The sequence below is a fragment of the Acinetobacter sp. TAC-1 genome, assembly GCF_029025845.1.
GTDB lineage: Bacteria > Pseudomonadota > Gammaproteobacteria > Pseudomonadales > Moraxellaceae > Acinetobacter > Acinetobacter guillouiae.
In genome coordinates, this window is record NZ_CP118892.1 from 4,445,054 (window position 1) to 4,471,762 (window position 26,709).

The window sequence follows — 26,709 nt, forward strand, 5'->3', positions numbered from 1 at the left end:
AATTACTTAACAGTAACTGTAGCACCAGTTTCTTCAAGTTTTTTCTTAAGTTCTTCAGCTTCTTCTTTAGAAACGCCTTCTTTAAGATTTGAAGGAGCGCCTTCTACTAAGTCTTTAGCTTCTTTCAAGCCAAGACCAGTAACTTCACGTACTGCTTTAATTACAGCAACTTTGTTAGCACCGAAAGAAGTCAATTCAACATTGAATTCTGATTGCTCTTCAGCAACAGCAGCAGCAGGACCTGCAGCTACAGCTACAGCAGCAGCTGATACGTTGAATTTCTCTTCGAAAGCAGAGATAAGTTCAACAAGTTCAAGAACAGTTTTTTCAGCAACTGCGTTTAAGATTTCTTCGTTAGTTAAAGCCATGAGAATAACTCCAAATGGATATTGAATGGTGTGTGAAATTTATTAAGCTTATGCAGCTTCTGACTCGTTTTTCTCTTTGAGTGCTGTAATAAGGCGACCCAATTTCGAAATAGGAGCTTGAAGAACATTGGCAAGCATAGTAAGTGCTTTTTCTTGGTTCGGAAGATTCGCGATAACGCTAACGTCAGCACCTTGATAAAGTTTGCCGTCAAATGCAGCAGCTTTAAGTTCAAATGCTTTGTTAGTTTTAGCAAATTCTTCAAACAAGCGAGCAGCTGCGCCCATGTCATCTTCAGAAGTTGAAAAAGCTAGAATAGTTGGACCAACAAGGTTTTCGTCTAAGATATCAAATTGAGTACCTTCGAAAGCACGTTTAGCCAAAGTGTTACGCACGATACGTGTCTTAACACCTAACTTACGAGCTTCAACACGAAGTGTAGTCAATTGTTCAACTGTTAAACCTTGGTAGTCAGCAACAACAGCAGCAAACGCGGTAGAAGCAACTTCATTTACTTCCGCAACGATCTGTTTTTTGTCTTCGATAAGAAGAGCCATTGTAAAACCTCCTAACGGTGATTTATGCAATCCACGGACTGCACTCCCAATTCGTAAATCAATCTCTTGACTTACACGCGGAGGAGGAATCAATCACACCACCGCGTCTACTCAGACTGGTATTTTAAGAAGCGAATCCGAAGATTCCCCTCGCCTGAGGTCTTTGACGCTGATAAATTTACATCTATCAATTCAAAGTCCGCCTGATGATCAACAAAGCAATGCTTTATCAATCCACAAGAAGAAAAGCTTAACCTCAATAGAAGTCACCGCTCTTTCTTGCGTAAAATTTGAAGTAACACTTCAAATTTTACTCAGGACTTTAAAATTCTTTTATCGCAATATAATTATTGAAAAATAATTATTTAGAAACGTTTTGTACATCAACAACAAGACCAGGACCCATAGTTGAGCTCAAAGTGATCTTTTGGATGTAGATACCTTTAGAAGTCGCAGGTTTTGCTTTCTTAAGGTCAGCGATAAGCGCTTCAACGTTTGAACGAACAGCTTCAGCAGTGAAACCTACTTGACCGATCGCAGCGTGGATGATACCCGCTTTGTCTACACGGTAACGTGCTTGACCAGCTTTTGCATTTTTAACTGCAGTTGCTACGTCAGGAGTTACAGTACCCACTTTAGGGTTTGGCATTAAGCCACGTGGACCAAGGATCGTACCTAACTTACCAACAACACGCATTGCATCTGGAGCAGCAATCACAACGTCGAAGTCTAAGTTACCCGCTTGAATGCTTTCAGCAAGATCATCAAAACCAACGATGTCCGCGCCTTCAGCTTTAGCAGCTTCAGCAGCAGCGCCTTGAGCAAACACAGCAACACGTACAGTTTTACCAGTACCTGCAGGAAGTGTAGTCGCGCCACGAACAACTTGGTCAGATTTACGAGGATCAACACCTAGGTTTACCGCAACATCCAAAGATTCTTTGAATTTTGCAGCAGGTAGGCTGCTAAGAACTTGTACTGCTTCTTCCAAAGTGTAAACTTTGTTTGCTTCAATAGCTGCAGCAATGGCTTTTTGACGTTTAGTTAACTTTGCCATGTCTTATAGCTCCACTTCCAAGCCCATAGAACGCGCAGAACCAGCAATGGTACGTACACGTGCGTCTAAATCAGCACCAGTTAAATCTGGTTCTTTAGTAGTCGCAATTTCTTCTAACTGAGCGCGAGTCAACTTACCAACTTTAGTTTTGTTTGGTACAGCAGAACCCTTTTGGATACCAGCAGCTTTCTTAAGAAGAATCGCAGCAGGTGGAGTTTTCATGATGAATGTGAACGACTTATCGTTGTACACAGTGATCACTACAGGAATTGGAAGACCTTGTTCAACTTTTTGTGTAGCAGCATTGAATTCTTTACAGAATGCCATGATGTTAACACCACGTTGACCTAGTGCAGGACCAATCGGTGGAGATGGATTCGCTTTACCAGCTGGAACTTGCAGCTTGATATAGCCGTCAATCTTCTTAGCCATTTCAAATTACCTCTGGGTACAAACGCCTTTTAGAGCTCCCCAACATTTCAAGTAACGATACCGTTACAACAACAATGCCCGATCCATAACAAATCGGGCGCTTTCAAACAGTGCAAATTAAATTGTTTTTTCGACTTGGCGAAATTCCAATTCAACTTGAGTTGGTCGATTAAATACATTAATCGTCAACGTTAAACGTGATTTTTCGTACTGAACTTCTTCCACCACACCTTTAAAGTCTGTGAATGGACCGTCAGTAACAAGTAATTCTTCACCCGGCTCAAACATCGTCTTAGGACGAGGTGCTTCACCTTTATTGTGTACACGTGCAAGAATCGCATCAGCTTCTTTTTGCGTAATTGGTGCTGGCTTTTCAGCTGTACCACCGATGAAACCTAATACTTTTGGACATTCTTTAACAATGTGCCAAGTTTCATCATTCATTTCCATTTCGACTAACACATAGCCAGGAAAGAATTTACGCTCTGATTTACGTTTCTTACCATCCTTCATCTCTACCACTTCTTCGGTAGGAACAAGGACTTCACCAAAACTATCAGCAACAGCGCTACGCTGGATTCGATCATTAAGTGAACGCATCACTTGTTTTTCATAACCTGAATAGGCATGAATAATGTACCAACGTTTCATAGCTCTCTTACCCGATAATAAACTTCATAAACCAACCGATGATATAGTCAAAACACCACAAAATAATTGCGGCAACTACAACAACGAGGAGAACTTGCCATGAAGTGGTTACTGTTTCATGTTTCGTAGGCCATGTAACTCGACGCAATTCGATACGAGAGTCTTTAAGCAAACGAACAAAGCCTTTGCCTTGATGGGTGGCGTATAATAAACCTAAAGCTACGATGATACAAGCTAAAATTACCCCAATACGCACCCAGACACTATTTGCAGGTGCCCAATACGCTGGAAGATATTGATTTGTCATCAACGCACCGCCAAATAAAGCCAATGCTATGATCCACAAAATAAAATCAAATGGAGAACTTGTCTTCACCATTTCAGCAGAATTGTTGCTTTGAGGAATTGCCGCGCCGCCCATTGCGTCACGTGATTTATCATTCGACATTTTTGTACTCGTCGTAGGTTTCGCGACTTATTATATGACCAGTTTAGCCGACATCAAGTTTTTTATTTAAAAAATGGCAGGTCAGGAGGGACTCGAACCCCCAACATTCGGTTTTGGAGACCGACGCTCTACCAATTGAACTACTGACCTATAAACAAACCGAGAGCCTAAACTCTCGGTTAGAACAAACATATTAGCGGTTATGCAGTTACTTTAGCAACTACACCAGCACCAACTGTACGACCACCTTCACGGATCGCAAAACGTAGACCTGGGTCCATTGCGATTGGGTGAATTAGTTCTACTGACATTTCAACGTTGTCACCTGGCATAACCATTTCAACGCCGTCTTGTAATTGGATTGCGCCAGTTACGTCAGTTGTACGGAAGTAGAACTGTGGACGGTAACCGTTAAGGAACGGAGTATGACGACCACCTTCTTCTTTAGAAAGTACATATACTTCTGCGTCGAATTTAGTGTGCGGCTTGATTGTACCTGGTTTAGCAAGTACTTGACCACGTTGTACATCTTCACGCTTAGTACCACGTAAAAGAACACCACAGTTCTCGCCCGCACGACCTTCGTCAAGAAGTTTACGGAACATTTCTACGCCAGTTACAGTTGTTTTAACTGTATCTTTGATACCAACGATTTCAACTTCTTCGCCGACTTTAACGATACCAGATTCTACACGACCTGTTACCACTGTACCACGACCAGAAATAGAGAATACATCTTCGATTGGCATCAAGAATGCTTTATCGATAGCACGTTCTGGTTCTGGAATATAAGAATCAAGCGCTTCAACAAGTGAAAGTACAGCTGATTCGCCATATTGACCAGCATCACCATTAAGTGCAGCAAGTGCTGAACCACGGATGATAGGTGTGTCATCACCAGGGAAGTCATAAGTAGAAAGAAGTTCACGAACTTCCATTTCTACCAATTCAAGTAATTCTTCATCATCAACAAGGTCACACTTGTTAAGGAATACAAGAATATAAGGTACACCTACTTGGCGAGAAAGAAGGATGTGTTCACGAGTTTGTGGCATTGGACCATCAGTCGCAGCACATACAAGGATCGCACCGTCCATCTGAGCAGCACCAGTGATCATATTTTTAACATAATCGGCGTGACCTGGGCAGTCTACGTGAGCGTAGTGACGAATTGGAGAATCGTATTCTACGTGTGAAGTATTAATTGTAATACCACGTGCTTTTTCTTCTGGTGCAGAATCGATTGCTGCGTAGTCTTTAGCTTCACCGCCGTAAGTTTTTGCACAAATTGTTGCAATTGCAGCAGTTAAAGTTGTTTTACCATGGTCGACGTGACCAATTGTACCCACGTTTACGTGTGGCTTATTACGTTCAAACTTAGCCTTAGCCATTTGCTCTTCCTCGTTTATGTCGAACACGAGTTAAACAACTCAGCATCGACAATCGTCTAAAAAACTAGACACCTAATACTTGAAAAGCAGACTAATAAGCCTGCTTTTGAGAAACTGGTGTAGAATAATCTACCAAATTGTATCTGGAGCTCTTATCGAGATTTGAACTCGAGACCTCTCCCTTACCAAGGGAGTGCTCTACCACTGAGCTATAAGAGCATCATCTTCGATGGAGCGGGAGACGAGGGTCGAACTCGCGACATGTAGCTTGGAAGGCTACCGCTCTACCAACTGAGCTACTCCCGCTTAATGTTGGTAATTACCACTTATCGAAGTAATGGTGGTGAGAGAAGGATTCGAACCTTCGAAACTTTCGTGGCAGAGTTACAGTCTGCTCCCTTTGACCGCTCGGGAATCTCACCTTTACACTTACTTTCAGTGTCGTTCTTCAACATTATAACACAAAACCTTAAGATGGTGCCGGCACACGGATTCGAACTGTGGACCTACTGATTACAAGTCAGTTGCTCTACCAACTGAGCTATGCCGGCGTTTCTTAGTGTTTCGTACGTTTCGTATCGGAACGGTGTGCAGTTTAGCAAAACTCAGAATCCTTGCAAGTGTTTTTTGCAAAAAAAACCTCAAAAACTCATAAAATCAATCCGTTTGACGATAATTCAACCGCTTTGATCACTGCGCGAGCTTTTATTTGGGTTTCATTCCACTCTGATTCAGGATTTGAGTCGACAACCAACCCTGCACCAGCCTGTACATAGACCTTATTTTCACGAATAACACAGGTTCTGATCGCAATCGACATGTCCATTTCGCCATGCCAGCCCAAATAACCCACTGCGCCGCCAAAAATTCCACGTTTTACCGGCTCAACTTCGTCAATAATTTCCATTGCACGAATCTTTGGGGCACCTGAAAGCGTCCCTGCTGGAAAAGTTGCCTTAAAAACATCCAAAGCATCGACATCATCCAACACTTCACCTTGTACATTGGAAACAATATGCATGACATGTGAATAACGTTCGATCACCATTTGATCAGTCACTTGCACTTTACCGATTTTCGAGACACGCCCCACATCATTACGGCCTAAATCAATCAGCATTAAATGTTCCGCAATCTCTTTTTCATCAGAAAGCAAATCTTTTTCAAGCGCCAAATCTTCTTCTTTGGTTTTTCCTCGTGGGCGTGTACCAGCAAGCGGACGTACAGTCGCGATTCCATTTTCGAGTCGAGAAAGAATTTCCGGTGAAGAACCTACGATATGGAACGGCTTTTGATCTAAAAGGGTCTGGCCTTGCACCAAAAATAAATACGGTGATGGATTGAGATGTCGTAATGCGCGATAAACCTGTAAAGGCTCACCATCAAAATCCGACACCATACGATGCCCAGGAACAACCTGCATCACATCACCAGCACGGATATATTCTTTAACTTTCTCAATTGACTCAAGGAATTTGTCATGCCCAGTCAGTGACTCAAAATGCGGAGCGGTATGTTTTTTAGCAACCAAGCTGATTGGCATAGCCAATAATGCCTCAATCTCATCCAGCTGTTGCTGAGCCTTGGCATAAGCCTCTGTATCATTAACATCTGCATGCACGATTAAAAACAAAGTATCTTTTAAGTTATCAAATACAATGACGGTTTTAGACAACATCATCCATAAGTCTGGTAGTCCAACGGGATCCGCCTCAGGCACATTCTTTAACCGTGGCTCAATATAACGTACTGCGTCATAACCAAAGTAGCCCACCAAGCCGCCAGTAAAATTAGGCAGCGCGGGTAAATCTTGCTGGGTGGGTACTTTAAACTGCGCTTGAAAATCACGGATATATTGAAAGGGATCTGTACATGGCTGGGTATCTATCGAGCCATCTACCGATTTTATCGTGAGCTGTCCTGCATTACAGGAAAACACGATTGATTCACCCAGTCCAATAATTGAATATCTTGCCCAGTTTTCACCACCTTCGACAGATTCAAAAAGATAAGCTTGTTGATGCTGTTTTAACCGTGCAAATACAGACAATGGCGTATCTGTATCGGCTAAGCGTTGGCGGTATACAGGGATAAGGTTATAACCCGCTGATTTTAGTTGTTCAAATTGCGCTAAGGTTGTCATCAGGAATTCTCTCTATTTTCGATAATACTAAGTATGGATGTCTCTGCATTTCACTTAGTGACGCCATCGAAAAGTGCGTTTGCTATTCATTCCTCTTCCCTTTTTTCGCAACAATTTAAATATACAGGTGTTAAGCCAAAAGCTCTGTTAAATCATCCACCACTTGTTGTGGCTGACAGAGTTGAATATCTTCACCGTGATTATAACCATAGCTGACCACAATACAATCAACCTCTGCACGGCGTGCAGCCTCGACATCATTACTTGAATCGCCAATCATCAAGGTTTTGTCCGTTGATGACTGATAAGTTTCAACACAATATAACAATGGTTTTGGATGAGGTTTGCGCACTTCAAAACGATCACCACCTATTACATCGACAAAATAGTGATCCATTTGCAATTCTTCTAGAATTTTTCGTGCAGGCTGTTCTGGTTTATTGGTCACACAAATCAATTTCTTATTGTTTTCAATTCCCCATTCTAAAAATTCTAAAATTCCAGAGAATGGTTTGGTATCAACACAAGGCTCTGCATTGTAAATTTCCAAGAATGTATCCAAAAGCTGTTGATGCAGTACAGGATCCACCTCACCCTTTAAATACTTCAATGTACTTTCACAAAATAATGAGGTGCCTTTACCAATCCAAACCCGAACCTGTTGTTCAGTGACTTGGGGTAAGTTCAAACGCGCTAGACTTAAGTTCATGGCACGATATAAATCAAATGCTGAATCAACCAAGGTCCCATCCAAATCAAATAAAATCAGTTCGCGTTGGTCTAGCTTTGCCACATTCATGATTTACACCTAAATCGAGTTTTAATTTTTAAAAACCAAAATACAAAAAACAAAGGCATGCGATTGCATGCCTTGAGTGTAGCGCATTCGCAAATTATTTAAACAATAGCCATGCAATAATTGCCAAAATGATCAAAATCACCAGAGTTGCCAAACCTAACTTTGCATTTTTCTGGGTTTCGACATGTTCTTCTGCAACAATCTCAGGTGCTTTGGCCTGCTCTACTTTTGGCTGTGTAGCCGCATGAATATCCACACCTTCTGGAATTGGCGCAGGTTTAGGGATTGCTATATCAGACGGCATACCTTCACGGTTGATTTGCACACTGCTATCTCGTTCTGAAAGCTCAGGCATGCCCTGTTCATTCATCTGATCTGCCACTGTACGTTCTACTGGGGCAGCTGGTTTAATTTCAGCAGTCGCCACAGCCTCAGCAGGTTGTTGAACTGGCGTTTCTACTGGAACTACAACCGGTTGAACTTCGACCTCAGGCGCTGCCTGTTCAGTTTGCAAAACAACAGGTTTTACCGGTGCAAGTACATTAAATTTAACACTGGCAAATTGAACAATATCACCATCCATCAACAGTTTATCTTGATCGATACGGATATCATTCACAAAGGTACCATTGGATGACTTTAGATCTTGAACCCAAAGTGCATCTTCTTTTAATAAGAATGCAGCATGGCGACGTGAAATTTCCGCAGCTTGTAATAACAGGTCTGCATCTTGATGGCGTCCAACCAGCATATCACGGTCAATCGTGACTTCCTGCCCTTCTAACTCACCTGTAATTGCTTGTAATTTCCAAGTCATGATTATCTTCCCATTCTAATTCAAGTCTATCTTAGCATGACATTTCTACAGTGCTAAATCAGCGCAAAACTAAGCTTTATGTTGTCCACGCCACAACAGGACACACCACAATACTTTAACAAGCTATTTTAAATATCAAATAAAGCATGCGATTAGAAGCACTTGTTACGCGAAGCCCACAATGCTACTGCTTACGGATATCATTTGGTTCCTCTGCAACGGGTGTAGTCACTACATTGCCTTGTACTGCACTTGTCTTGGCACCTGTAGGCACTTTTTGATACTGACTTGATGGTTGTGCTGTCGGTTGCGGTTGTACCAACTTAGGCTGCGAACTTGGTGTGGAGCTAATCGGTAGTCGTTGCTGAAAAACATCATCCACATTGGCTGGGAGTTTTGCAAAATTACCATCTTTATCCATCGCCAATTGCAGACTATACAGCTGATCATAACGTTGTTGAGATACACGGCGTATATCAGCGTTATCACCAATTATCGTTGGGTGGATAAACACCAATAAGTTACGTTTAGCATTCGATTTGCCTTCCGCTCTAAATAAACGGCCTAAGCCCGGAATATCCCCCAAGAAGGGTATAGATTGGCGTGTATGGGCAGTATCATCTGAAATCAATCCACCTAACACCACGGTTTGCCCATGATCTGCAAGCACAGAGGTCTTGATCGAGCGTTTACTGGTGACCAAATCTGTTGCCTGTCCTTTATTTTCAGCAACTGCAGAGACTTCTTGTTCTACCTCTAAACGAATCGAACCACCCTCACCAATATGCGGAATTACCTTTAAGGTCACCCCCACATCCTTACGTTCAATTGAGGTATATGGATTGACAGTACCCCCTGTCCCGGTACTGACTGAGCCTGTAACAAATGGAACGTTTTGCCCAACCACAATATACGCTTCTTCATTATCCATTGTGACAATCGATGGCGTAGATAATAAATTTGACTTGGTGTTGGCTTTTAAAGCCTGAATCACTGCACCATATAATTTACGAGAACCATCAGCACCTTCTCTATAATCCCCTAAAATCAGAGATGTACCTGCACCAACAGCGCTACCTAAACCAGCCGCCCCACCTGACAGATAGCCTGCTGCCAATTTAGATAAACTTGTACCCACATTTGAAAAATTGACAACACCCACACCACTACTTAGATCACCCATTGCCCATTGCACACCGAGTTGATCAGTATCATTACCCTCAACCTCAATAATCGTCGCTTCAATCAATACTTGTTGACGACGGACATCGAGCTGTTGGATCGCCGCTTCTATTTCGCGCATCAGTTGTGGTTCAGCTTTAACCACCAACGCATTTTGAGCACCATCTGCAATAATGCTCACACCATTGGCATTAAAACTGGTGATATTATTTTGATTATTGTTATTTGAGTTGCTGTTTAAATTAATTGCTGGTGTTGAAATACTGCTTCCAGTGCTTGAGCCGGTATTCGATGATGAATTGTTATTATTGTTAAAACTGTTGCTATTGCTGTTGTTAGAACTACTATTAGAAGAATTATTTGAACTAGAATTGACTGCCTGACCAGTAACCAAACCTTGTAAAATTTCAGATAAATTCTTTGCACTGGCATATTTTAATTTAAAGACTTTAAGACCACCTAAACGATCCGCAGAAGGTACATCCAACATTTCAATCATATTGCGGATACGTTTACGCGTACCTGTATCCCCTTTAATCAAAATACGGTTGGTCCGTGCATCAGCAATAATACGAACCCGTGCCCCAGCAAAGTCTTTCGATGCGCCTGTCGAACTCATGGCATCCAATTGCTTAATGATCTCTTCAGCTTGACTCTGTTGTAAAGGAACAGCTTCAATATCATTTTGCCCAGTACCATCCAAGTTGCGAATAATGGTTTCAAGTTGATAAATATTCGCTGCACGATCAGACACAATTAACGCATTGGTGCCTTGTATGGCCGCCAAATGCGCAAATTGTGGCATTAACGGACGTAATGCTGGGATCAAATCATTGGGGTTGGTATTTTCCAACCAGATCACCCGTGTTACAACCTGATCACCACGTGCATTATTGCGTGGGTCATAAGGTACACCCGAGTTTTTTACATTACTGTCTGGTACCAAGCGAATGGTATTCCCCGATGGAATAGCCACCACACCATTGACATTCAGCACCCCTAAAAATAGGTCATAAACTTCATTTTTATTTAGAGGTTTATTTGAAATAACCGTGACATTGCCACGTACACGGGGATCGACCGCAAAATTTTTGCCCGTAATATCTGCAACTTCGTTGATAAAAGCCGTGAGATCAGCATCGCGTAAGTTAATTTTCCACGTCTGTGCATGTGCTGCTGTACTGACCGCAACCATCATTGGTGCCGCTGCAACTAAAGCCCAAAGTGGTCGATTGTGATTCAAAAAAGCCATAACTTATTATCTATCCTAATTTTATTTGTAGTCCTAGCCACTTACAAACTTTGCTGAATGGTCATCACCTGATCACCACGCTTAATTTCAATTTTTACTTTGCCATCACGCTTTGCTTGTTCTAGCAGCTGAACATCACTCTGTCCTTGACCTACTGATTGTCCATTGAGTGAAAGAATACGATCTCCAGATCTTAATCCCAGTTTATTTCGGAGCGCTGCGGGGGTCTGATCTGTCACTTCATAGCCTTGACCGCCACTTGCGTTAACCCCCATGTTCTTTAGGTATTCGTCCCGATTTTCATTCATCTTCTCAATCGCCTGCCCTAAAGCATTTTGGCTTGAATTTTGTTGTGGCGATGGCACAGGATTACTTGCTGGCGGGCTGGTATTTTGATCTGTAGATTGCCCTGGCATAGGCTGATACAAACTATCCAGCCCGGTAAAACGTAACTCTTTACTGTTATTTCCATTTTGACTTAAAACAATATGATCCCAATATACTTCGGATAACTGATAACTGGTACCCTCAATTGGATCACCCACCGCATAACGATCTGCTGTTTCTTTGACTTTAATCACCGCTGAAGAGAAACGCGCAGGATAACTCACGACTACACCTTGCAAGACCATCGGAATACTGTCATCTGCAGTCGCACTAGAACCCACTTCCTCAAACAATGAAAAGCTTGAAATATTGGGCACTTGGATTTGTTGTGAACCTAGACTCACTTGCTCTGGTTGCATGACTTGTGGCGGTGCAACCACCCACCAAAAAATCGAAGCCAGTTTCCAGCACAATGCTAAAATTAAAAGAAATAAAACAACAGGTGCAAGGTGCTCTGTTTTTTTCCAAGAAATATTTTCAAAGCGTTCTTTTATATTCATTAGAAACCACCTTGAATGAGTGGTTGTCTAGAACTAATCACAAAAGTATCTAAACCAGCCTTTCCATCATAGGAAGGCACATTGAGTAACATGCGTTGGGTTAATTGCACATCTAACATCATGGTTGGATCTATGCTGATATTGGCCATCTTCTGGCTACGTTGATCTTGTATATCCAAAATCAGTTTACCCGCTTCATCTTTAAGTTGTGCATTTAAAGACGGGATATTCATTTGATCTTGACGCTGTCCAAAAGTATAACGAAGCTCACCACCACCCCAATGCAATTGACCATCTACATCACTAAATCCAGTGTCTTTTTTAAAACGTAGGGTCATATCTGAAATTTGAATTGCATTCGCTGGCCACTGCCAATTTGCAATATTCTTTAAAGTTTCTGGTGCAATCTGACCTTGCATCTGATTAATAATTATTTTTTTACCAAGACCATAGCCGACAACCCCATTGAGCTGAGTTTGCCCACTATGCACTTCAACATTTGCGCCCACACGTAATAAAATCAGATCCCACGGGCGTGTTCTCCACGAAACGGAACCACGTAAATTACCCTTGCGCCAATCTGCTTGCCCTTGCCAAATATTTCCACTGACATTTTGTAAGGTTTGATTGTTCTTATAAAATTTAGAAATCAGCCATGTTGCAGGGACTTGCAAAAGTACAAAAATTAAAAAAGCGACAACTCCAGTAATCCACCACGTGATCTGTTTTGATTTTTTATTCATTCATCTTTACCATCATTCATTTATTCTTCCATGCAAGATGATGCCCTCTTGTTTATACATTATGCATAATTTTTGCATAACGCCAATTCACTCGTATAAAAAAACCAAGCAGATTTGCTTGGTTCTTTGATTTTAAGGTCTTTGAATGACACTTAGATGAAGATTAGATCAAGAAATCTTCTAATTTTGCACCTTTTTCGATTTCTGCAACCAACCAACGTGGTTGTTTACCGCGTCCAGTCCAAGTTTCAGAAGTATCTTTTTTATTGCGGTAACGCGGCTCAACAGCTTTACGCGTTGTCTTTTTACGCTTTTGCGCGCCGTATTCAATAAACTGTTCTAAAGTTAAACCAGCAGATTGCGCAATTTCAATAATTTTATTATAGGCATCTTCAACTGCTTGGTCTTTTTTACTTTCAATTAAAGCTTCTGCTTCAGCTGTTAACTTTCTTAACTCTTCAACCGATAAATTACTAATATCAGGCATCATTAACTCTCCACGTAAATTTCTTAATACTTATTTAAAATAACTTCATAGCAATAGTATTTTCATTTATTCCAATAAGCAATACATATATTCCCCAATAAACACATAAAACAACAAAAAGATTATTATAATTACCTCAAAGCGCTTATTTTTAACATCAAAATAAAGCGAATGCAAAAGAATATGCTGTCTTATGTTTTAAATATAATGATGATAACTGAGACATTTTTATGTATTTTTCAAATCATTATGCACTGTAGCTTCTAAATCAATTATAATTTTTCGCAACTGTTGAGGAATTAATGCTTTTTTCATCGCTACTTTATCGACAAAAACAATAACTGCTTCTCCGTCCGCCACAATCTGCTGTTGTTGCTGACTGAATAATACATAATGCATGCGTATAGCACTATTTCTCATTTCTTCTACCCGCGCACCAATATGTAGCACATCAGGATAAAATACAGGTTTTAAATATTTGCATTGACTTGAGGCAACCACAGTTAAAACATCTTGGTCAAATACATTTAAACGATCAAAATATTCAATACGTGCACTCTCAATATAACGATAATACATCACATTATTTACATGACCAAAAGCGTCCATATCGCCCCATGCAACCTTTTGCTCATAAACGATCGGGAATTGTGTCAATGGATTCATGCTGGGTTCTCAAATTTTAAATTGAATATAATTGCTATCTTTTTCAAAAATTGAATTCAATTGTTGAATTAATTCATCATTTCCATTTAAAGTGGACTTGATTCTTAAATAATTCATTAGAATATCATTTGGATATAATGACAGAAGTTGATCTGCTTCATATTCCCGCTGTGTTGCAATATATATATGCCATTTAGCAAAGCAAAAAACAGGAATGTTCATATATTTAGATTCAAGATTTATAATCTGTTGCTCTAAATACTCATAATCTGGATTCTGTCTAAGCAACTGTTGCTGGAACCATAAGTGGAACACATCTTGGTCAAATTTTTCATTAAGTATTTGAATCACCAGCTGCTGCTGTTGCTGAGCAAGTTCAGGTAAACGGGTAATAATTTTTAGCCAAAGCACTTTTGTCTCATAAGGCATTTGATCGAGTTGCGGTTCTATCTCTAAAAATTTTTGCTGTAATAGTTCAGTATCTTCAAAACTTGCTTGGTCATAACAACCCAAAAGCTGTATTAACCACTGCTGTTTAGTCGCAGTTTCTAATTGTCCAAATTGAGTTGAGTGTAAATATTGCCACGGATATTGCAGGGCAAATTGTCCCCATAATTTTTGTACAGACAATTTATAACTTTCTGAAAGTTGATTCAGCCACGGCGAAAGCTCATGTCCATTTAAAAACTCTAAATGGGTGAGGGCTTGCTGACTGTCTTGTTGTGCCAAATAAATTTCGATACGTAAGATTTCCGCCAATTCAAAAGCGGATGGAGAGCTGTGTTCTAAAGCCTTTAATGCTTCTGAATAATGCAGTTGTTTGAGTAATAATCGGGATTGCACAATCGGCTTTAATAAACCAGATTGATCAAAAATCGTTTGAATCACCTGCTCTTGTTCATCTTCACCATCTAATAACCACAATACACCGAACTGTTCAAATGGGTGCAAGGTGTTAAAACTCAGTACTTGTTCTAATTTTCTTTTTTCTCGGCGAATATAACGATTGAGGAAATACCATGCCACATGCATCAAAAAACTGATGCCAACGCCAGCAAATGTTAAGAACCATAAATTGGTTTGAACTTGAATATTGTGCCAGAGCACATAGACATAACCCGAGCCTGCGGTATAACTCAATACACTCAGTACAGCCAGAATAATCAGGCTAATAAAGGCATAGATCAGAAAAATATGTTTCATCGATCTACCCCAAAACAGCCAAGCTATTCAGCTTAGGAATCGGCGGCTGCGATGTTTGCTTCATTTTTAATATTTTTTGCTTAATCTTTTGACTAGCAGCATCGGGTAATATATCCAATTGTTGAATCATTTGATTCAGCATCTCTTGGTATTCAGCAGTTTGCCCTTTGACTAATAATTGTTGCGCCAGTAATAATCTTAATTGGACTTCTTTTAAAATAAATTTACGGTTTGCCAATGCTGGCGTGTTTGTTTCAACAATATCGACTTGAAACCATTTTTCCCAAAAGTATTGCGACTGATCTTGATCTGGTTTTAGTTGATTATTTTTCAATTCAGTGATGAGTGCTTGATCAACTTGTTTAAGTAATGCCTCTAGTTGATCTCGCTGGGCATTTCGTTCAATCACAAAGTGTTGAATACTCTGTATATCTTGCGCAATGGTTTGATGTAGGCTTTGTTTTACTGCATCTGCCAACGCATAATGATCTAAAGATTGATTTAACTGAGTAAGATGCTCAAGTGCATACACAAACTGTTGTTGTTGCATAGCAAATTGCACCAACTCTAGTTGCTGTTTAACCACTACACTGGGATGAATACCAGCAATAGGCGTTTGAATCGAAGCGGTTTTCTTTGCCACCTCTTGAGTCGGTTCATCTGTTTGTCGTTTTACTGCCACCAATTGATCATTCAAACTGGCATTCTTTTGTTCACTTTTATGCAGCGTTTGTTGAATATCATTGAGCTGTTGTGAAACATGATAGAAGTTATAACTCAACTTAATGAGCCATCCTAAAGCGATCAACAATAAGACATAAATAAACTTCTTCATAACTTCCTTTGCAACTGCACTATGGTTTGTAGAATGGTTTCCGGCGCTAAATTTGAAATTTGAGTGCTATTCAAACAGGCCTGAGCTGCATTTTTACCATGTCTTAATAATTGATACAAACGCTCACCCAAAACTAAATAATGACAAGCACTCACGATCTCTTGATGATCTCGGGTCAAAGCCAGCCAATTGTGCCAACTGGCTTCACTGCTGATACAACTCCAATAGGGCTTTTCAAATTGCTCAATTTTGCTCACAAAATCTAAAAATTGTGCCTGAGTTTGTTGAGGAAATGCGCGGTCATATAAAACAAAGTTTAAAACATCAATATGACGTGCTTGGCATTGTTGCATCATAAATTGACGCCCACCTTCACCACGCCAAAACGCAATTCTCTTGAGCTCTTTTACCTGATTAAACAGCGCTAAGCTTAGCATGCCTTCGGATGTTTCCACCGCAGGAACATGGCTTTCTACCCCATAATCTAAGAGTCGTTGCGCAGTTTTTTTACCTACAGCAATCCACTGAATATGCTGGATCTGTGCAAGCGATAGACCCGATTGCTGAAGATATTGCATACCAATCTGCACAGCTGTAGGACTGACCACAACAATAATTTGAGTCGATAACAGCTGTAAATAAAGTTGTTGTAATGTGTTGTTATATGGACGTGGTGTTAATGCCAATAATGGCAGATCAACCACGTCAAAACCTGACTGGCGCAGACATTGGGTTAACGGCTGAGCCCGATCGATGGGACGCGTATTAATAAATAGCATTGAAGCCTAAAAACTAAGCTTGATAAAGTGCTTTGAGTATTTCTCCAGCACCTTGTTGAAGTAGCTTTTGTGCAAGTTGCACACCTAACTGCTCTGCTTGATCTGGTGTGCCACTGACTTGGCTACATAATAGCGTTTGGCCGTCCGCACTCCCTACACGCCCTTCCAAAGACAATGTTTGATCCTTCAATGTGGCAAAACCTGCGATAGGCACTTGGCAGCCACCTTCTAGATAAGCATTAAAAGCACGTTCAGCACGGACACAGGCATTGGTTTCAACATGCATTAAAGGCATGATTAAATCCAAAATCTCTTGATCAGCTGAGCGGCACTCTAAACCCAATGCGCCTTGACCTACCGCAGGTAAGCTAATTTCTGCTGGCAGCGTATGACGAATACGATCTGAGAGTTCTAAGCGTTTTAAGCCTGCACTGGCAAGGATGATGGCATCATATTGACCTGCATCCAGCTTAGATAAGCGTGTTCCAACATTGCCACGTAAATCAATCACATTTAAATCAGGCCGTTGTTTTAAAATCTGACATTTACGGCGTAAGCTCGATGTGCCAAGTGTTGCGCCTTGTGGTAAATCATCAAACTTTTCATAATGATTAGAAACAAAAGCATCAAAAGGGTCTTCACGTTCACAAATGACCGCAAGCTCCAAACCTTCTGGTAATTGCATCGGCACATCTTTCATGGAATGAACGGCTAGATCTGCACGACCATCCATTAAAGCAGCTTCTAATTCTTTGACAAATAAGCCTTTACCACCAATTTTGGCCAAAGGTGTATCTAAAATTTTGTCACCTTGGGTTACAAAGGTAACCAATTCTACTTTTACATGCGCGTGTAATTGCTCTAAACGATCACGAATATGCTCAGCCTGCCACATTGCGAGCGGGCTCTGGCGAGTTGCTATTTTCAAGGTTTTCATCATTTCAGCTTTGCCAAACTTTTAAACACTCTAAACTTACTCTGCAATCGTAAAAATGCAAGTAAATTATCAAAATGATTAAGCTTCCCATCAAACTATAAATTCTGCATCCGTTCGCGCAGTAACGGTAAGTGACGACGACTGACTGCCAAACGCTCGTCTAACTCGCGGCATCGTACCTGATACTGACCGGAGGACACCATTTCCAACCCATCCAAATAATCTAGAGAAATTAAAGCATTACGATGAATACGAATAAATCGATCTGCGAACTCTGTTTCTAAATCTTTGAGCGTTTCATCAATAAGCACGCTGCCATTTTTATGGCGTACAGTGACATATTTTTGATCTGCTAAAAAATAGTAAATATTTTCAACAGGAATTAGCTCCAAACCTCGATAGGTTTTTGCAGCAATTTGCTGTCTTTGCACTTTTTCTTCCATGAGTTCTTTTTTTTCTAGGTGAGTTAATTGAGCTTGAGTCAGTTTAGTGACACTCTCCAAAACCGTTTCTAAATCATCCTTGCCAATTGGTTTTAATAAATATCCTTTTGCTTGAGATTGAATGGCTTGTAAAGCATGTTCATCAAATGCCGTACAAAATACGATGGCTGGCGTCGGATTAAAATGTGCTAAATGCTGCGCACAGCTTAAACCATCCATTTCTGGCATTTGAATATCAAGCAACACCACATCTGGCTCGAACTGCTGAACCATTTCCAATGCCTGTTGACCATGTTGCGCTGTTGCAATAACCTGATGCCCAAGTTGCGACACCAATCGTGATAAGCGTTCCACTGCAAGCGGTTCATCATCACAAATCAGGATGTCCATTGCTCCTCCTTACCCAAATATATCGTCTTTATTTTAATGAATTTCCCAATCATCTATTTTTATACTGATATTGGATTACCATTGTAAATAATCCATTCCCTGCATAATTCCGAAAATAAACAGAATCGCCAAAATGTGCTTTTAGACGCTGTTTTACATTTTCTAAAGCAATTCCATGCCCTTCTCGTACTTTTATTCTATCTTGTAAAAATGGGTTGGTAATGACTATGTTGACTTGATTTTGCAATATTTCAACCAGTATGCCGATCTTGGCATCGATAATCTTTTGCTCAACCCCATGAAAAATACTGTTTTCAATTAAAGGTTGTAAGGTTAATAAGGGAATTTTGACCTGATCTAATAACAGCGGTTGTTGAATATTCCATTCCACATTTAAACGATCTCCCAAACGAATTTGCTCTATTGCAATATATTGTTGAGATAACTGTATTTCTTCTTTTAAGGTTACGAGCTTTAATTCTTGAAAACTGGCTCTAAACAATTTGGATAAATCTATCAGCATTTGTTCAGCTTTATCGGGATCAATCGCAATTAAACTCACCACGCTATTTAAACTATTAAATAAAAAATGTGGATGAATACGTGCTTGCATAGCCTGAATACGCGCATTCAATTCACTGTTTTGCTGCAATACTGCTTGTTCACGGATATACAAGTAGCGTAAACAAAATGCGCCGAGTAATACCCCATAACTGACATGCAAAATAAGATTATGCGAAATGTCTTGGATGGAAATATTTTGTAAAGAAAAATGCGTTCCCCAATAATGAATAATATTTAAAACTAGTGTTGTACACAGCACAATCGCCTGTAAAAGGATAAAACTGAATATTGAAATAGATAAATAGGTATATTGCGAGAGCCTTTTTTCAAATACATCCTGAAAAGCTGCAAAGGCCAATAATATCCAATTAATATATAAAATATATTCTAAAACATGCCAAAGATTTAAATTGCCCCATGATTGTGCTTCGGCCAGTGCCAATAAAAAAGCCAACACATTGCTAGAGATAAATAATTCGAATAAATACTTGCGGTGCCCCATTTTGCTAAAAAAATAAGACTGATAAAAACCGCGCCCAGATTTTATTGATGAATGATTGCGCTTTACTTCGGCAAGTGAGGCTGAATTTGTTATACTGCGTTTAGTTCTACTGCTTTTTTTCCTACTGAGCCGATATGACCACATCTTCTAATTCCTCTAATCCGTCACAAGCCCAAACTTCAGGCATGTGGGGCGGTCGTTTCTCTGAAGCTACTGATGCCTTTGTTGCTGAATTTACTGCATCAGTTCAATTTGACCAACGCTTTTATAAACAAGATATTGCTGGCTCGATCGCACATGCGACTATGTTAGCAAAAGTTGGTGTCCTTACAGAACAAGAACGTGATGACATTATCAATGGTTTAAACACAATTAAAGCTGAAATTGAAGCAGGTCAATTTGAATGGCGCATTGATTTAGAAGATGTGCACATGAATATCGAATCTCGTTTAACTCAGCGTATCGGGATTGCAGGTAAAAAATTGCATACCGGTCGTAGCCGTAATGACCAAGTTGCCACAGACATCCGTTTATATGTACGTGACGAAATTGATGCGATTTTGACTTTACTGGAAAAATTACAAAAAGGCATCTTGGGCTTAGCAGCGAACAATACTGACACCATCATGCCAGGCTTTACCCATTTACAGACTGCGCAACCTGTGACTTTTGGTCATCATTTGATGGCGTGGTTTGAAATGTTGGTGCGTGACTCTGAGCGTTTAATCGACTGCCGTAAACGTGTCAACCGTATGCCTTTAGGTTCAGCTGCGCTTGCTGGAACAACCTATCCTATTGATCGTGCGTATACTGCGGAACTGTTAAACTTTGAAGCCGTTGCTGAAAATTCTTTAGATGCGGTATCTGACCGTGATTTTGCGATTGAATTTAATGCTGCTGCATCTTTAATCATGATGCATTTATCACGTATGTCAGAAGAAATGATTCTTTGGACTTCTGCACAATTTAAGTTTGTGAATATTCCTGACCGTTTCTGTACTGGCTCATCGATCATGCCACAAAAGAAAAACCCAGATGTTCCTGAACTGATTCGTGGTAAAACTGGCCGTGTCTATGGCGACTTAATGAGCTTGCTCACCCTCATGAAGGGTCAACCTTTGGCCTATAACAAAGACAACCAAGAAGACAAAGAGCCTTTGTTTGATGCGATTGATACAGTGCGTGGTTCATTGATGGCTTTTGCAGATATGATTCCTGCACTTGTACCAAATATTGAAATCATGCGTGAAGCGGCTTTACGTGGTTTCTCTACCGCAACAGACTTGGCTGATTACCTTGTAAAAAATGGCGTTGCTTTCCGTGATGCACATGAAATCGTAGGTAAAGCCGTGGCTTTAGGTGTGCAAGAATCGAAAGATCTTTCTGAATTAAGCCTTGAGCAATTACAACAATTCTCAGATTTAATTCAAGCAGATGTGTTTGAAAAAGCATTAACCCTTGAAGCATCTGTCAATGCGCGTAATCATATTGGTGGTACTGCGCCTGCACAGGTTGCTGCTGCAATTGAACGCGCTTATATCCGTTTAGAAAAACTTTATGCATAAGGAGTTTTGATATGACTCGACAAGTATTTTGCCGTAAATATCAAAAAGAGTTAGAAGGTTTAGACTTTGCACCCTTTCCAGGTCCAAAGGGTCAAGTGTTATTTGACACAGTGTCTAAACAAGCTTGGCAAGAATGGTTAAAACACCAAACCACGTTAATCAATGAAAAACGTTTAAACGTGTTTGAACCAGATGCAAAAAAGTTTTTAGAAGAACAGCGTGAAAAATTTTTGGATAATGATCAATCATTGGAAATGGCGGAAGGCTTGAAGCCTGAGTAATGACCGAAGCCTCCTAAGGCAAAAATCCAAAAGTGATGTGCATCTTATGCCCATCTAAAAAATCCCCGTCAGGGGATTTTTTTATTGCTTCATCGTACAAGATGAAGCGATCACATGAACTTATAAATTTAATCGTATGTAACGTGGGCTCGACCTTATTACACCTTTAACTTATTGAAAAAAATGATCTTGGCGGAGTCTTACTGAATTCTCATTCAATTTCAGGATCAGCCTGCGGCTCGCCCTACTTTTGTTTCGACATGAGGAGCTAAGCTCCGCAAGGGTAACCATCTTGCGCAGCTAAATCGCTGCTCACCGCAAAACTCGTCAACCACCAGCAACGCATTCAATGAATCGCAGAAACAACTCTTTATCAATGAAGTCCTGCCTCAGACAGTTGCGGATGACGTTTCCGAGTATCATATTTCATCAAGAGTTTTATATCGAACTCAGGTTATGTATTGTTGGTATATCTCCACGCATAAAAAAAAGGAGTCTTGGAGACTCCTATAAAACTTAAAACACGGCAGTGGGTACATGCTGTGCAATCAATATACATCGATGGCATGGCTTAATATTGACCAAAGATACCGAAAACGTTGACCAATCACGACAAATTATAGATTTTACACGACGCAACCATTTCATTTCACAGCAGTTTTAAACAGATCAGAACAAGCAACAACGTTCAAAAACCCAATTAGGCCACAGAATCGTTGAGCTTTTGTGTATTGTCCTCAACCAATAACGGTTTTTTTTCTACCCATTTGGCTGGAAAATATTTTTCTATGCTGGATGATAACCAGTTTGCGATTGGCTGAGGCAGTTTCACACCTAAAGGATTCTGCTCTTGCAGATCCGCAGAAGAAATCACCCGTGTTCCCATCAGATAGTCAAACCAAGGCTTAGTGACACACCAGTTGGCATCTTGGTTCGAGTTCATATGGTGATCATAATGCCAAGGAATTTTCTTCATCGCCCAATCTGGCTCTAAATGTGCACGGCGATGGATATAATAATAATTACACGCACTATAAAGCGATGCCGCAACCATTCCTTTCGAAATCGGGTAGAAAATCAAACTTGCCGCACCAGCAACCACCGCCAAAGAAACGATTTCATTTTTGGTTCGCCAATTTGAAATCCCTTCTACATAGCCATCATCATGAAAATCTTGTTTACGCACTTCACGATGATGTTCCCAATGCGATTTCATACTGCGTGGCACTGGACTAAAGCGTGGTTTTCCTGGGCGATGTTGACCATGTAAAATATAGTTATGCGCGACCCATTCAAAGCCATTTGCGACGACCAATCCGACTAAAAAACCTTTTAACATAATCAATCCCTCTTGCTTATGGTGAATATAAAACATGCTGGAAAATAGGTATTGACATCAAAAAGTATTTTCATTGACAAATTACGACAAATTAAAATAGTATAATGTTTAAACTACAGCTGACGTAGATCACACAATAACAAGATGTGTAAATGATGCAATTAAAGGACTATGCTGGCTCGATATATGGCGGGCTTGGGCAATTACTCTATACTTTTAGTGAAGCTAAAGGTCTAAAGATCTCATCCAAACTACAACAGATTCAAAATGTTGAACGCTTTGACTATACCGTTTGGCGTGAAATCTTGGATGACATTCAATCACAAGTACAAAGCCCAGCTTTGGGTCTAGACATCTCTAAATATGTACAACCCAAACATATTGGTATCATTGCCTATATTGCACAATCTTGTGACACCCTTGGAGAGGCACTCACCCGCTACCATGATTTTCATCGATTGATTTATGATGGAAGCCCGCTCAAGGTTGAATATTATGATGAACAGCACATCTCGGTACGCTGGGAAAATCTACCCACCCATTTAACCACTCAAATTACTGATGAAATTGCGATGGCCGTGGTGATTCAGTTTTTAAGACAATTTATATCCGATGATATAAGCCTGTATCAGGTTAATTTTATTCATCCTCAACCTAAAAACAGCATGGTATATCAAGCATTCTTTAAATGTCCTGTGCTCTTTCAGCAAGAAAAAGTCGAGCTGATCTTCCCCATCAGCGCACTTGCGATTTCCTTTAAACGCAGTGATCAAACCCTACAAAAACTACTGATGCAACAAGCACAAGCCTTGCTTGAAAGCTTACCCAATGCCACCCAGTTAGATGAACGCTTACAACAAAGTATTTTATTGGGATTACAAAAAAACAATTATCAAATCGAAGCGATTGCCAAACAGTTGAATATGTCGATACGACAATTACAACGTCATCTACAAAGTCAGAACACCACCTATCAACAACGTGTTCAGGATGTCCGCCAATTATTGGCCTTTCAATATCTGCAAGATCCACATTTAGGCTTGCATGAAATTGCCCTGCTTCTCAGTTACTCAGAACAAAGCGCTTTCCAACGTGCGTTTAAACAATGGACCGGCTTAACACCGCAACAATGGCGTATTCAGCATCGAGAATTTAAGTAATTGTGTATTAAATTTATCGATAGAAACAGCATATTTCACCATTCTCACCACTCATTTGTTTAGCATTAAATATCTGTAAAATATAATTTTTTAAAATAAAATCAGAACATTAGCCGATATTGATATGAATATTTTTTATTTGTGATTTTATTTTCATATTTTTAGACTATTATCTTTATACAGAAAATAAAAGTTGTACCCACCCCACGGTTATCAACTATCTAAAAATAGTCATATAACCCCATTCCGTTCAAAAAAATAATTTAGGAATCAATATGAATAAATATCTCGCAGAATTTATCGGAACCTTTTGGCTGGTGTTTGGAGGATGTGGTAGCGCAATATTTGCCGCTGCTTTTCCAGAACTGGGCATCGGTTTTGCTGGTGTTGCACTGGCATTCGGTTTAACCGTACTCACAGGCGCTTTTGCTTTAGGGCATATCTCAGGCGGGCATTTTAACCCTGCGGTAAGTGTGGGTTTATGGGTAGGTGGTCGTTTTAATGCCAAAGACTTAGCCCCTTATATTATTGCTCAAGTCATCGGTGGTATTTTGGCCGCATTTGTTTTGTATTTAATCGTACAAGGTCAGGCGGGATTCACAGGAACTGGTGGATTCGCCAGCAATGGCTTTGGTGATTTATCCCCTGGCAAATATTCTTTAGTCTCTGCATTGTTAATTGAAATCGTATTAACCGCCTTTTTCTTAATTGTTATTCTCGGTTCAACAGATAAACGTGCACCTGCTGGCTTTGCCCCGATTGCCATCGGTTTAGCACTTACTTTGATTCACTTAATTAGTATCCCCGTCACCAATACCTCAGTTAATCCAGCACGAAGTACTGCTGTGGCTTTATTTGCTGAAACAGCAGCATTGAGTCAATTATGGTTATTCTGGGTGGCGCCAATTGTCGGTGCGATCATTGGAGCGCTGATTTATAAAGTTATTGGCAATGAACCTCAATCCTAAATAGATTTTCAGTGTAAAAAAACCTGCTTCGGCAGGTTTTTTTACACTTATAAACCAGTACTTTTAGAAAGCAGTTGATTAGAAAATCATTTAAAAATAAAGATAGTCTTTAAAGAAATGGGTTCTCTATTTCACCTTCGCTTTGGCGTGCTAACTGTTCTGGTAGATCACTTTGCTTCTCTAAACTTGCCACAACTTCATTGAGATAGCTTTGTAAAAGCTTAGCCGCTTTTAAGCCAGCTTGATCTTTGGTGATCTGTAAATTGCCATAAATACTGACACAGTCAGTTTGATTTTCTAAAGTTAAATCATGAATTGAATGTGATTCGGTGCCATTCTCAAACGGTTTAAACATTTTTAATTTTCTCAATTTTTTTCGATCTTATTCACAGTATAAATAGATTCTCAAAAGATACTGCACCATCAGCGCTGAATTATTTCAAAATTTGTAAAATATATTGCAACAACGCTTCAACCAATTGTTTCACCAAGGCATCTTTGGTTTCTGGGTCTACTTTTGGCAATTGCACATCCGATGTGGTTGTTGAACCACTTTTTGGTTGGAACTGCTTTTGCAGTGCGCTGATTTTATCCTGACTGACCTCTTCTGCACATTGGCTTTCCGCATCCCAATGTGAGTACTCAATTTCTTTATTGACCTTGACCTGCTTTGCGTTCAAAGGCAATTTATAGGTATTGCGCTTTTGTTCTTCAGTCAGTTGTGGAAATAAATTCATCCCCAACTGTTCTTCTAAATAGCATACGCTGACCACTTTAACCTGAAGTGAATCATTATTTGGCGCATAGTACGCACCAATGATCCCGTGTTTAGGCAAGTAAATCGCTTTATAGATCGCGGTTGGAACAATCACACCCTTTCCAATGGTTTTTAGTTTTTTCCCAGAAAACACTGGGCCAGTCACCACATACACATCTTTCTTTTGCTTGGTGACAATTGCACGAGTTGCTTCTTCTAACTCACGCCAAACTTGTTGGTTATTTTTAGCAGCTTGCGGCACCATATTGGCTAAAGAAAAGCTGTCGAACTGTGATTCCTTATTGGGCATATCGGCATTGGGTGACATATGACCACGATCATAGCCTGAACCACGATAATCCGATAATAATGCACGATGTGTAGCGTTTACACGTGGCTCTTCGTGGAAATTATCTTCACGTTTAATCTTTTGACTTAAGCGCTGTGGAGATAAATATTCTGCTGTCCATAACGGTGTTTTAGAAACACCCGAATACATCACATTAAACCCGTTAAAACATAAAGGATAACTGTTTTTCTTTAAACTTTCTTTAATTAAAACAGGCGGTTGCTCTCGATAGAACTGATTTAAACACGCAGAGTTATTGGTACTACTTTGGGTAAACGGCAGTAACTGAAAAATTTTCTCTTGGCCAAACGCAATCGCAAAACTTCCAGTAGCAACAACACCCAACACCATTTTAACTACTGAATTTTTCAACAAAGGCTTCCTAAACAAGGTTAAATAAACAATCCACTCAAAACCCATACAAATTAAGTTTTTGAATTTAAATAGCTTAACAAGTCAATAAACTGAAAGATATTGTGCCGATCTTCAACCGAGTAAAGCTTCTACGATTTGTGCTTAACTAAACAACATTCCATGTAACAATTTATTGTTTATTTCACAAAAAATACTAGAAAATCAAATATCTTACAGATGCTTTATCGCACTTGTGATCATGATTATGTCATGTTGCGCAGTGTACTTCGACAGCCTTGCGACACAGTTTGTCGTATAGGATCGTTTTATACTGATGTATCAAGATTCGCTAGGGAGAATTGAATGATGGAACCATTCAAACTCAGCATTCTAAAGGGTTTGATA

The 26,709-nt window shown here is 40.0% G+C and carries 28 protein-coding genes and 5 tRNA genes; 4 read left to right on the plus strand and 29 right to left on the minus strand.

The window, feature by feature from the left end:
* Positions 1–2: 2 nt before the first annotated feature.
* The 26 genes from rplL to PYV58_RS20905 form a co-directional block, all read right to left on the minus strand.
* A complete protein-coding gene (rplL, locus tag PYV58_RS20780; protein ID WP_004718477.1) occupies positions 3–368 on the minus strand; it encodes a 50S ribosomal protein L7/L12 in 366 nt (121 codons plus the stop codon).
* 48 nt (positions 369–416) lie between these two features.
* The gene (gene rplJ, locus PYV58_RS20785; RefSeq protein WP_004718479.1) at positions 417–923 is read right to left on the minus strand and encodes a 50S ribosomal protein L10; all 507 of its coding nucleotides are present in this window, start codon (positions 921–923) and stop codon (positions 417–419) included.
* Positions 924–1,284: 361 nt separating this feature from the next.
* Positions 1,285–1,980, minus strand: a complete 696-nt coding sequence (rplA, locus tag PYV58_RS20790; RefSeq protein ID WP_004718482.1) for a 50S ribosomal protein L1 — start codon at positions 1,978–1,980, stop codon at positions 1,285–1,287.
* Positions 1,981–1,983: 3 nt separating this feature from the next.
* Complete coding sequence (rplK, locus tag PYV58_RS20795) at positions 1,984–2,412, minus strand: 50S ribosomal protein L11 (protein ID WP_004718484.1); 429 nt, start codon at positions 2,410–2,412, stop codon at positions 1,984–1,986.
* Positions 2,413–2,529: 117 nt separating this feature from the next.
* Positions 2,530–3,063, minus strand: a complete 534-nt coding sequence (gene nusG, locus PYV58_RS20800; protein ID WP_004718486.1) for a transcription termination/antitermination protein NusG — start codon at positions 3,061–3,063, stop codon at positions 2,530–2,532.
* 7 nt (positions 3,064–3,070) lie between these two features.
* Positions 3,071–3,511 carry a preprotein translocase subunit SecE gene (gene secE / locus PYV58_RS20805; RefSeq protein WP_004718489.1) on the minus strand — a complete coding sequence of 147 codons (441 nt, stop codon included), beginning with the start codon at positions 3,509–3,511 and terminating at the stop codon, positions 3,071–3,073.
* A 74-nt stretch (positions 3,512–3,585) separates the two neighbouring features.
* Positions 3,586–3,661 (minus strand) — tRNA-Trp (locus PYV58_RS20810).
* 50 nt (positions 3,662–3,711) lie between these two features.
* Positions 3,712–4,902, minus strand: coding sequence for an elongation factor Tu (tuf, locus tag PYV58_RS20815; RefSeq protein ID WP_004723653.1), 1,191 nt, complete (start codon positions 4,900–4,902; stop codon positions 3,712–3,714).
* A gap of 144 nt (positions 4,903–5,046) precedes the next feature.
* A tRNA-Thr gene (locus tag PYV58_RS20820) sits at positions 5,047–5,121 on the minus strand.
* Between the two features lie 11 nt (positions 5,122–5,132).
* Positions 5,133–5,208, minus strand: a tRNA-Gly gene (locus PYV58_RS20825).
* Positions 5,209–5,240: 32 nt separating this feature from the next.
* Positions 5,241–5,324 (minus strand) — tRNA-Tyr (locus PYV58_RS20830).
* Between the two features lie 53 nt (positions 5,325–5,377).
* A tRNA-Thr gene (locus PYV58_RS20835) sits at positions 5,378–5,453 on the minus strand.
* A gap of 98 nt (positions 5,454–5,551) precedes the next feature.
* Entirely contained in the window at positions 5,552–7,045 is a 1,494-nt protein-coding gene (gene trpE / locus PYV58_RS20840; RefSeq protein WP_034617660.1) for an anthranilate synthase component I, read from the minus strand.
* A 130-nt stretch (positions 7,046–7,175) separates the two neighbouring features.
* The gene (locus PYV58_RS20845; RefSeq protein WP_004718496.1) at positions 7,176–7,844 is read right to left on the minus strand and encodes an HAD-IA family hydrolase; all 669 of its coding nucleotides are present in this window, start codon (positions 7,842–7,844) and stop codon (positions 7,176–7,178) included.
* A gap of 94 nt (positions 7,845–7,938) precedes the next feature.
* Positions 7,939–8,661, minus strand: coding sequence for an FHA domain-containing protein (locus PYV58_RS20850; protein WP_034617656.1), 723 nt, complete (start codon positions 8,659–8,661; stop codon positions 7,939–7,941).
* A gap of 184 nt (positions 8,662–8,845) precedes the next feature.
* Positions 8,846–11,095 (minus strand): type II secretion system secretin GspD, encoded by a 2,250-nt coding sequence (gene gspD, locus PYV58_RS20855; protein WP_034617653.1) that lies wholly within the window; start codon positions 11,093–11,095, stop codon positions 8,846–8,848.
* A 41-nt stretch (positions 11,096–11,136) separates the two neighbouring features.
* Positions 11,137–11,982, minus strand: coding sequence for a type II secretion system protein N (locus PYV58_RS20860; RefSeq protein WP_004818497.1), 846 nt, complete (start codon positions 11,980–11,982; stop codon positions 11,137–11,139).
* Positions 11,982–12,725, minus strand: a complete 744-nt coding sequence (gspN, locus tag PYV58_RS20865) for a type II secretion system protein N (RefSeq protein WP_004818496.1) — start codon at positions 12,723–12,725, stop codon at positions 11,982–11,984. Before gspN ends, PYV58_RS20860 begins: the two co-directional genes overlap by 1 nt.
* Positions 12,726–12,888: 163 nt before the next feature.
* Complete coding sequence (locus PYV58_RS20870; RefSeq protein WP_004718506.1) at positions 12,889–13,215, minus strand: H-NS histone family protein; 327 nt, start codon at positions 13,213–13,215, stop codon at positions 12,889–12,891.
* A 225-nt stretch (positions 13,216–13,440) separates the two neighbouring features.
* Positions 13,441–13,878 (minus strand): acyl-CoA thioesterase, encoded by a 438-nt coding sequence (locus tag PYV58_RS20875; protein WP_034617650.1) that lies wholly within the window; start codon positions 13,876–13,878, stop codon positions 13,441–13,443.
* A 9-nt stretch (positions 13,879–13,887) separates the two neighbouring features.
* A complete protein-coding gene (locus PYV58_RS20880; RefSeq protein ID WP_034617647.1) occupies positions 13,888–15,081 on the minus strand; it encodes a hypothetical protein in 1,194 nt (397 codons plus the stop codon).
* Positions 15,082–15,085: 4 nt separating this feature from the next.
* Positions 15,086–15,916, minus strand: coding sequence for a hypothetical protein (locus PYV58_RS20885; RefSeq protein ID WP_034617644.1), 831 nt, complete (start codon positions 15,914–15,916; stop codon positions 15,086–15,088).
* A complete protein-coding gene (locus PYV58_RS20890; RefSeq protein WP_034617641.1) occupies positions 15,913–16,695 on the minus strand; it encodes a uroporphyrinogen-III synthase in 783 nt (260 codons plus the stop codon). Before PYV58_RS20890 ends, PYV58_RS20885 begins: the two co-directional genes overlap by 4 nt.
* Positions 16,696–16,708: 13 nt before the next feature.
* Positions 16,709–17,632: a hydroxymethylbilane synthase gene (hemC, locus tag PYV58_RS20895; protein ID WP_034617638.1), complete on the minus strand. Its 924-nt coding sequence runs from the start codon at positions 17,630–17,632 to the stop codon at positions 16,709–16,711.
* A 95-nt stretch (positions 17,633–17,727) separates the two neighbouring features.
* Positions 17,728–18,465 carry a LytTR family DNA-binding domain-containing protein gene (locus PYV58_RS20900; protein ID WP_034617635.1) on the minus strand — a complete coding sequence of 246 codons (738 nt, stop codon included), beginning with the start codon at positions 18,463–18,465 and terminating at the stop codon, positions 17,728–17,730.
* A gap of 49 nt (positions 18,466–18,514) precedes the next feature.
* Entirely contained in the window at positions 18,515–19,531 is a 1,017-nt protein-coding gene (locus tag PYV58_RS20905; protein WP_081407412.1) for a histidine kinase, read from the minus strand.
* 134 nt (positions 19,532–19,665) lie between these two features.
* Between PYV58_RS20905 and argH the strand changes: the two genes are divergently transcribed.
* Entirely contained in the window at positions 19,666–21,096 is a 1,431-nt protein-coding gene (gene argH, locus PYV58_RS20910; protein ID WP_004718519.1) for an argininosuccinate lyase, read from the plus strand.
* An 11-nt stretch (positions 21,097–21,107) separates the two neighbouring features.
* Complete coding sequence (locus PYV58_RS20915) at positions 21,108–21,377, plus strand: oxidative damage protection protein (RefSeq protein WP_004818487.1); 270 nt, start codon at positions 21,108–21,110, stop codon at positions 21,375–21,377.
* 700 nt (positions 21,378–22,077) lie between these two features.
* On the opposite strand, the gene PYV58_RS20920 is transcribed toward PYV58_RS20915, so the two are convergent.
* Positions 22,078–22,716: a sterol desaturase family protein gene (locus tag PYV58_RS20920; RefSeq protein ID WP_034618016.1), complete on the minus strand. Its 639-nt coding sequence runs from the start codon at positions 22,714–22,716 to the stop codon at positions 22,078–22,080.
* 152 nt (positions 22,717–22,868) lie between these two features.
* On the opposite strand from PYV58_RS20920, the gene PYV58_RS20925 reads away from it, so the two are divergent.
* Together PYV58_RS20925 and aqpZ are read left to right on the plus strand one after the other, a co-directional pair.
* Positions 22,869–23,876, plus strand: coding sequence for an AraC family transcriptional regulator (locus tag PYV58_RS20925; protein WP_034618018.1), 1,008 nt, complete (start codon positions 22,869–22,871; stop codon positions 23,874–23,876).
* A gap of 275 nt (positions 23,877–24,151) precedes the next feature.
* Entirely contained in the window at positions 24,152–24,844 is a 693-nt protein-coding gene (aqpZ, locus tag PYV58_RS20930; protein WP_034618020.1) for an aquaporin Z, read from the plus strand.
* Between the two features lie 109 nt (positions 24,845–24,953).
* Here aqpZ and PYV58_RS20935 read toward each other — a convergent pair whose 3' ends face one another.
* Both PYV58_RS20935 and PYV58_RS20940 read right to left on the minus strand, forming a co-directional pair.
* Positions 24,954–25,199 (minus strand): hypothetical protein, encoded by a 246-nt coding sequence (locus PYV58_RS20935; protein WP_004818484.1) that lies wholly within the window; start codon positions 25,197–25,199, stop codon positions 24,954–24,956.
* Between the two features lie 79 nt (positions 25,200–25,278).
* Positions 25,279–26,301, minus strand: a complete 1,023-nt coding sequence (locus PYV58_RS20940) for a DNA/RNA non-specific endonuclease (RefSeq protein ID WP_227504289.1) — start codon at positions 26,299–26,301, stop codon at positions 25,279–25,281.
* Positions 26,302–26,709: the final 408 nt, after the last annotated feature.

What these genes read in the sequence shown, in the direction of transcription:
- PYV58_RS20870 (WP_004718506.1), bottom strand. Translation starts at nt 13,215, where the DNA reads ATGATGCCTGATATTAGTAATTTATCGGTTGAAGAGTTAAGAAAGTTA.
- nusG (WP_004718486.1), bottom strand. Translation starts at nt 3,063, where the DNA reads ATGAAACGTTGGTACATTATTCATGCCTATTCAGGTTATGAAAAACAA.
- aqpZ (WP_034618020.1), top strand. Translation starts at nt 24,152, where the DNA reads ATGAATAAATATCTCGCAGAATTTATCGGAACCTTTTGGCTGGTGTTT.
- PYV58_RS20845 (WP_004718496.1), bottom strand. Translation starts at nt 7,844, where the DNA reads ATGAATGTGGCAAAGCTAGACCAACGCGAACTGATTTTATTTGATTTG.
- argH (WP_004718519.1), top strand. Translation starts at nt 19,666, where the DNA reads ATGACCACATCTTCTAATTCCTCTAATCCGTCACAAGCCCAAACTTCA.
- PYV58_RS20880 (WP_034617647.1), bottom strand. Translation starts at nt 15,081, where the DNA reads ATGAAACATATTTTTCTGATCTATGCCTTTATTAGCCTGATTATTCTG.
- gspD (WP_034617653.1), bottom strand. Translation starts at nt 11,095, where the DNA reads ATGGCTTTTTTGAATCACAATCGACCACTTTGGGCTTTAGTTGCAGCG.
- PYV58_RS20885 (WP_034617644.1), bottom strand. Translation starts at nt 15,916, where the DNA reads ATGAAGAAGTTTATTTATGTCTTATTGTTGATCGCTTTAGGATGGCTC.
- rplL (WP_004718477.1), bottom strand. Translation starts at nt 368, where the DNA reads ATGGCTTTAACTAACGAAGAAATCTTAAACGCAGTTGCTGAAAAAACT.
- rplJ (WP_004718479.1), bottom strand. Translation starts at nt 923, where the DNA reads ATGGCTCTTCTTATCGAAGACAAAAAACAGATCGTTGCGGAAGTAAAT.
- PYV58_RS20920 (WP_034618016.1), bottom strand. Translation starts at nt 22,716, where the DNA reads ATGTTAAAAGGTTTTTTAGTCGGATTGGTCGTCGCAAATGGCTTTGAA.
- rplK (WP_004718484.1), bottom strand. Translation starts at nt 2,412, where the DNA reads ATGGCTAAGAAGATTGACGGCTATATCAAGCTGCAAGTTCCAGCTGGT.
- PYV58_RS20925 (WP_034618018.1), top strand. Translation starts at nt 22,869, where the DNA reads ATGATGCAATTAAAGGACTATGCTGGCTCGATATATGGCGGGCTTGGG.
- trpE (WP_034617660.1), bottom strand. Translation starts at nt 7,045, where the DNA reads ATGACAACCTTAGCGCAATTTGAACAACTAAAATCAGCGGGTTATAAC.
- PYV58_RS20875 (WP_034617650.1), bottom strand. Translation starts at nt 13,878, where the DNA reads ATGAATCCATTGACACAATTCCCGATCGTTTATGAGCAAAAGGTTGCA.
- PYV58_RS20940 (WP_227504289.1), bottom strand. Translation starts at nt 26,301, where the DNA reads ATGGTGTTGGGTGTTGTTGCTACTGGAAGTTTTGCGATTGCGTTTGGC.
- secE (WP_004718489.1), bottom strand. Translation starts at nt 3,511, where the DNA reads ATGTCGAATGATAAATCACGTGACGCAATGGGCGGCGCGGCAATTCCT.
- PYV58_RS20890 (WP_034617641.1), bottom strand. Translation starts at nt 16,695, where the DNA reads ATGCTATTTATTAATACGCGTCCCATCGATCGGGCTCAGCCGTTAACC.
- PYV58_RS20860 (WP_004818497.1), bottom strand. Translation starts at nt 11,982, where the DNA reads ATGAATATAAAAGAACGCTTTGAAAATATTTCTTGGAAAAAAACAGAG.
- gspN (WP_004818496.1), bottom strand. Translation starts at nt 12,725, where the DNA reads ATGAATAAAAAATCAAAACAGATCACGTGGTGGATTACTGGAGTTGTC.
- PYV58_RS20900 (WP_034617635.1), bottom strand. Translation starts at nt 18,465, where the DNA reads ATGGACATCCTGATTTGTGATGATGAACCGCTTGCAGTGGAACGCTTA.
- PYV58_RS20935 (WP_004818484.1), bottom strand. Translation starts at nt 25,199, where the DNA reads ATGTTTAAACCGTTTGAGAATGGCACCGAATCACATTCAATTCATGAT.
- PYV58_RS20850 (WP_034617656.1), bottom strand. Translation starts at nt 8,661, where the DNA reads ATGACTTGGAAATTACAAGCAATTACAGGTGAGTTAGAAGGGCAGGAA.
- rplA (WP_004718482.1), bottom strand. Translation starts at nt 1,980, where the DNA reads ATGGCAAAGTTAACTAAACGTCAAAAAGCCATTGCTGCAGCTATTGAA.
- hemC (WP_034617638.1), bottom strand. Translation starts at nt 17,632, where the DNA reads ATGAAAACCTTGAAAATAGCAACTCGCCAGAGCCCGCTCGCAATGTGG.
- PYV58_RS20905 (WP_081407412.1), bottom strand. Translation starts at nt 19,531, where the DNA reads ATGGGGCACCGCAAGTATTTATTCGAATTATTTATCTCTAGCAATGTG.
- tuf (WP_004723653.1), bottom strand. Translation starts at nt 4,902, where the DNA reads ATGGCTAAGGCTAAGTTTGAACGTAATAAGCCACACGTAAACGTGGGT.
- PYV58_RS20915 (WP_004818487.1), top strand. Translation starts at nt 21,108, where the DNA reads ATGACTCGACAAGTATTTTGCCGTAAATATCAAAAAGAGTTAGAAGGT.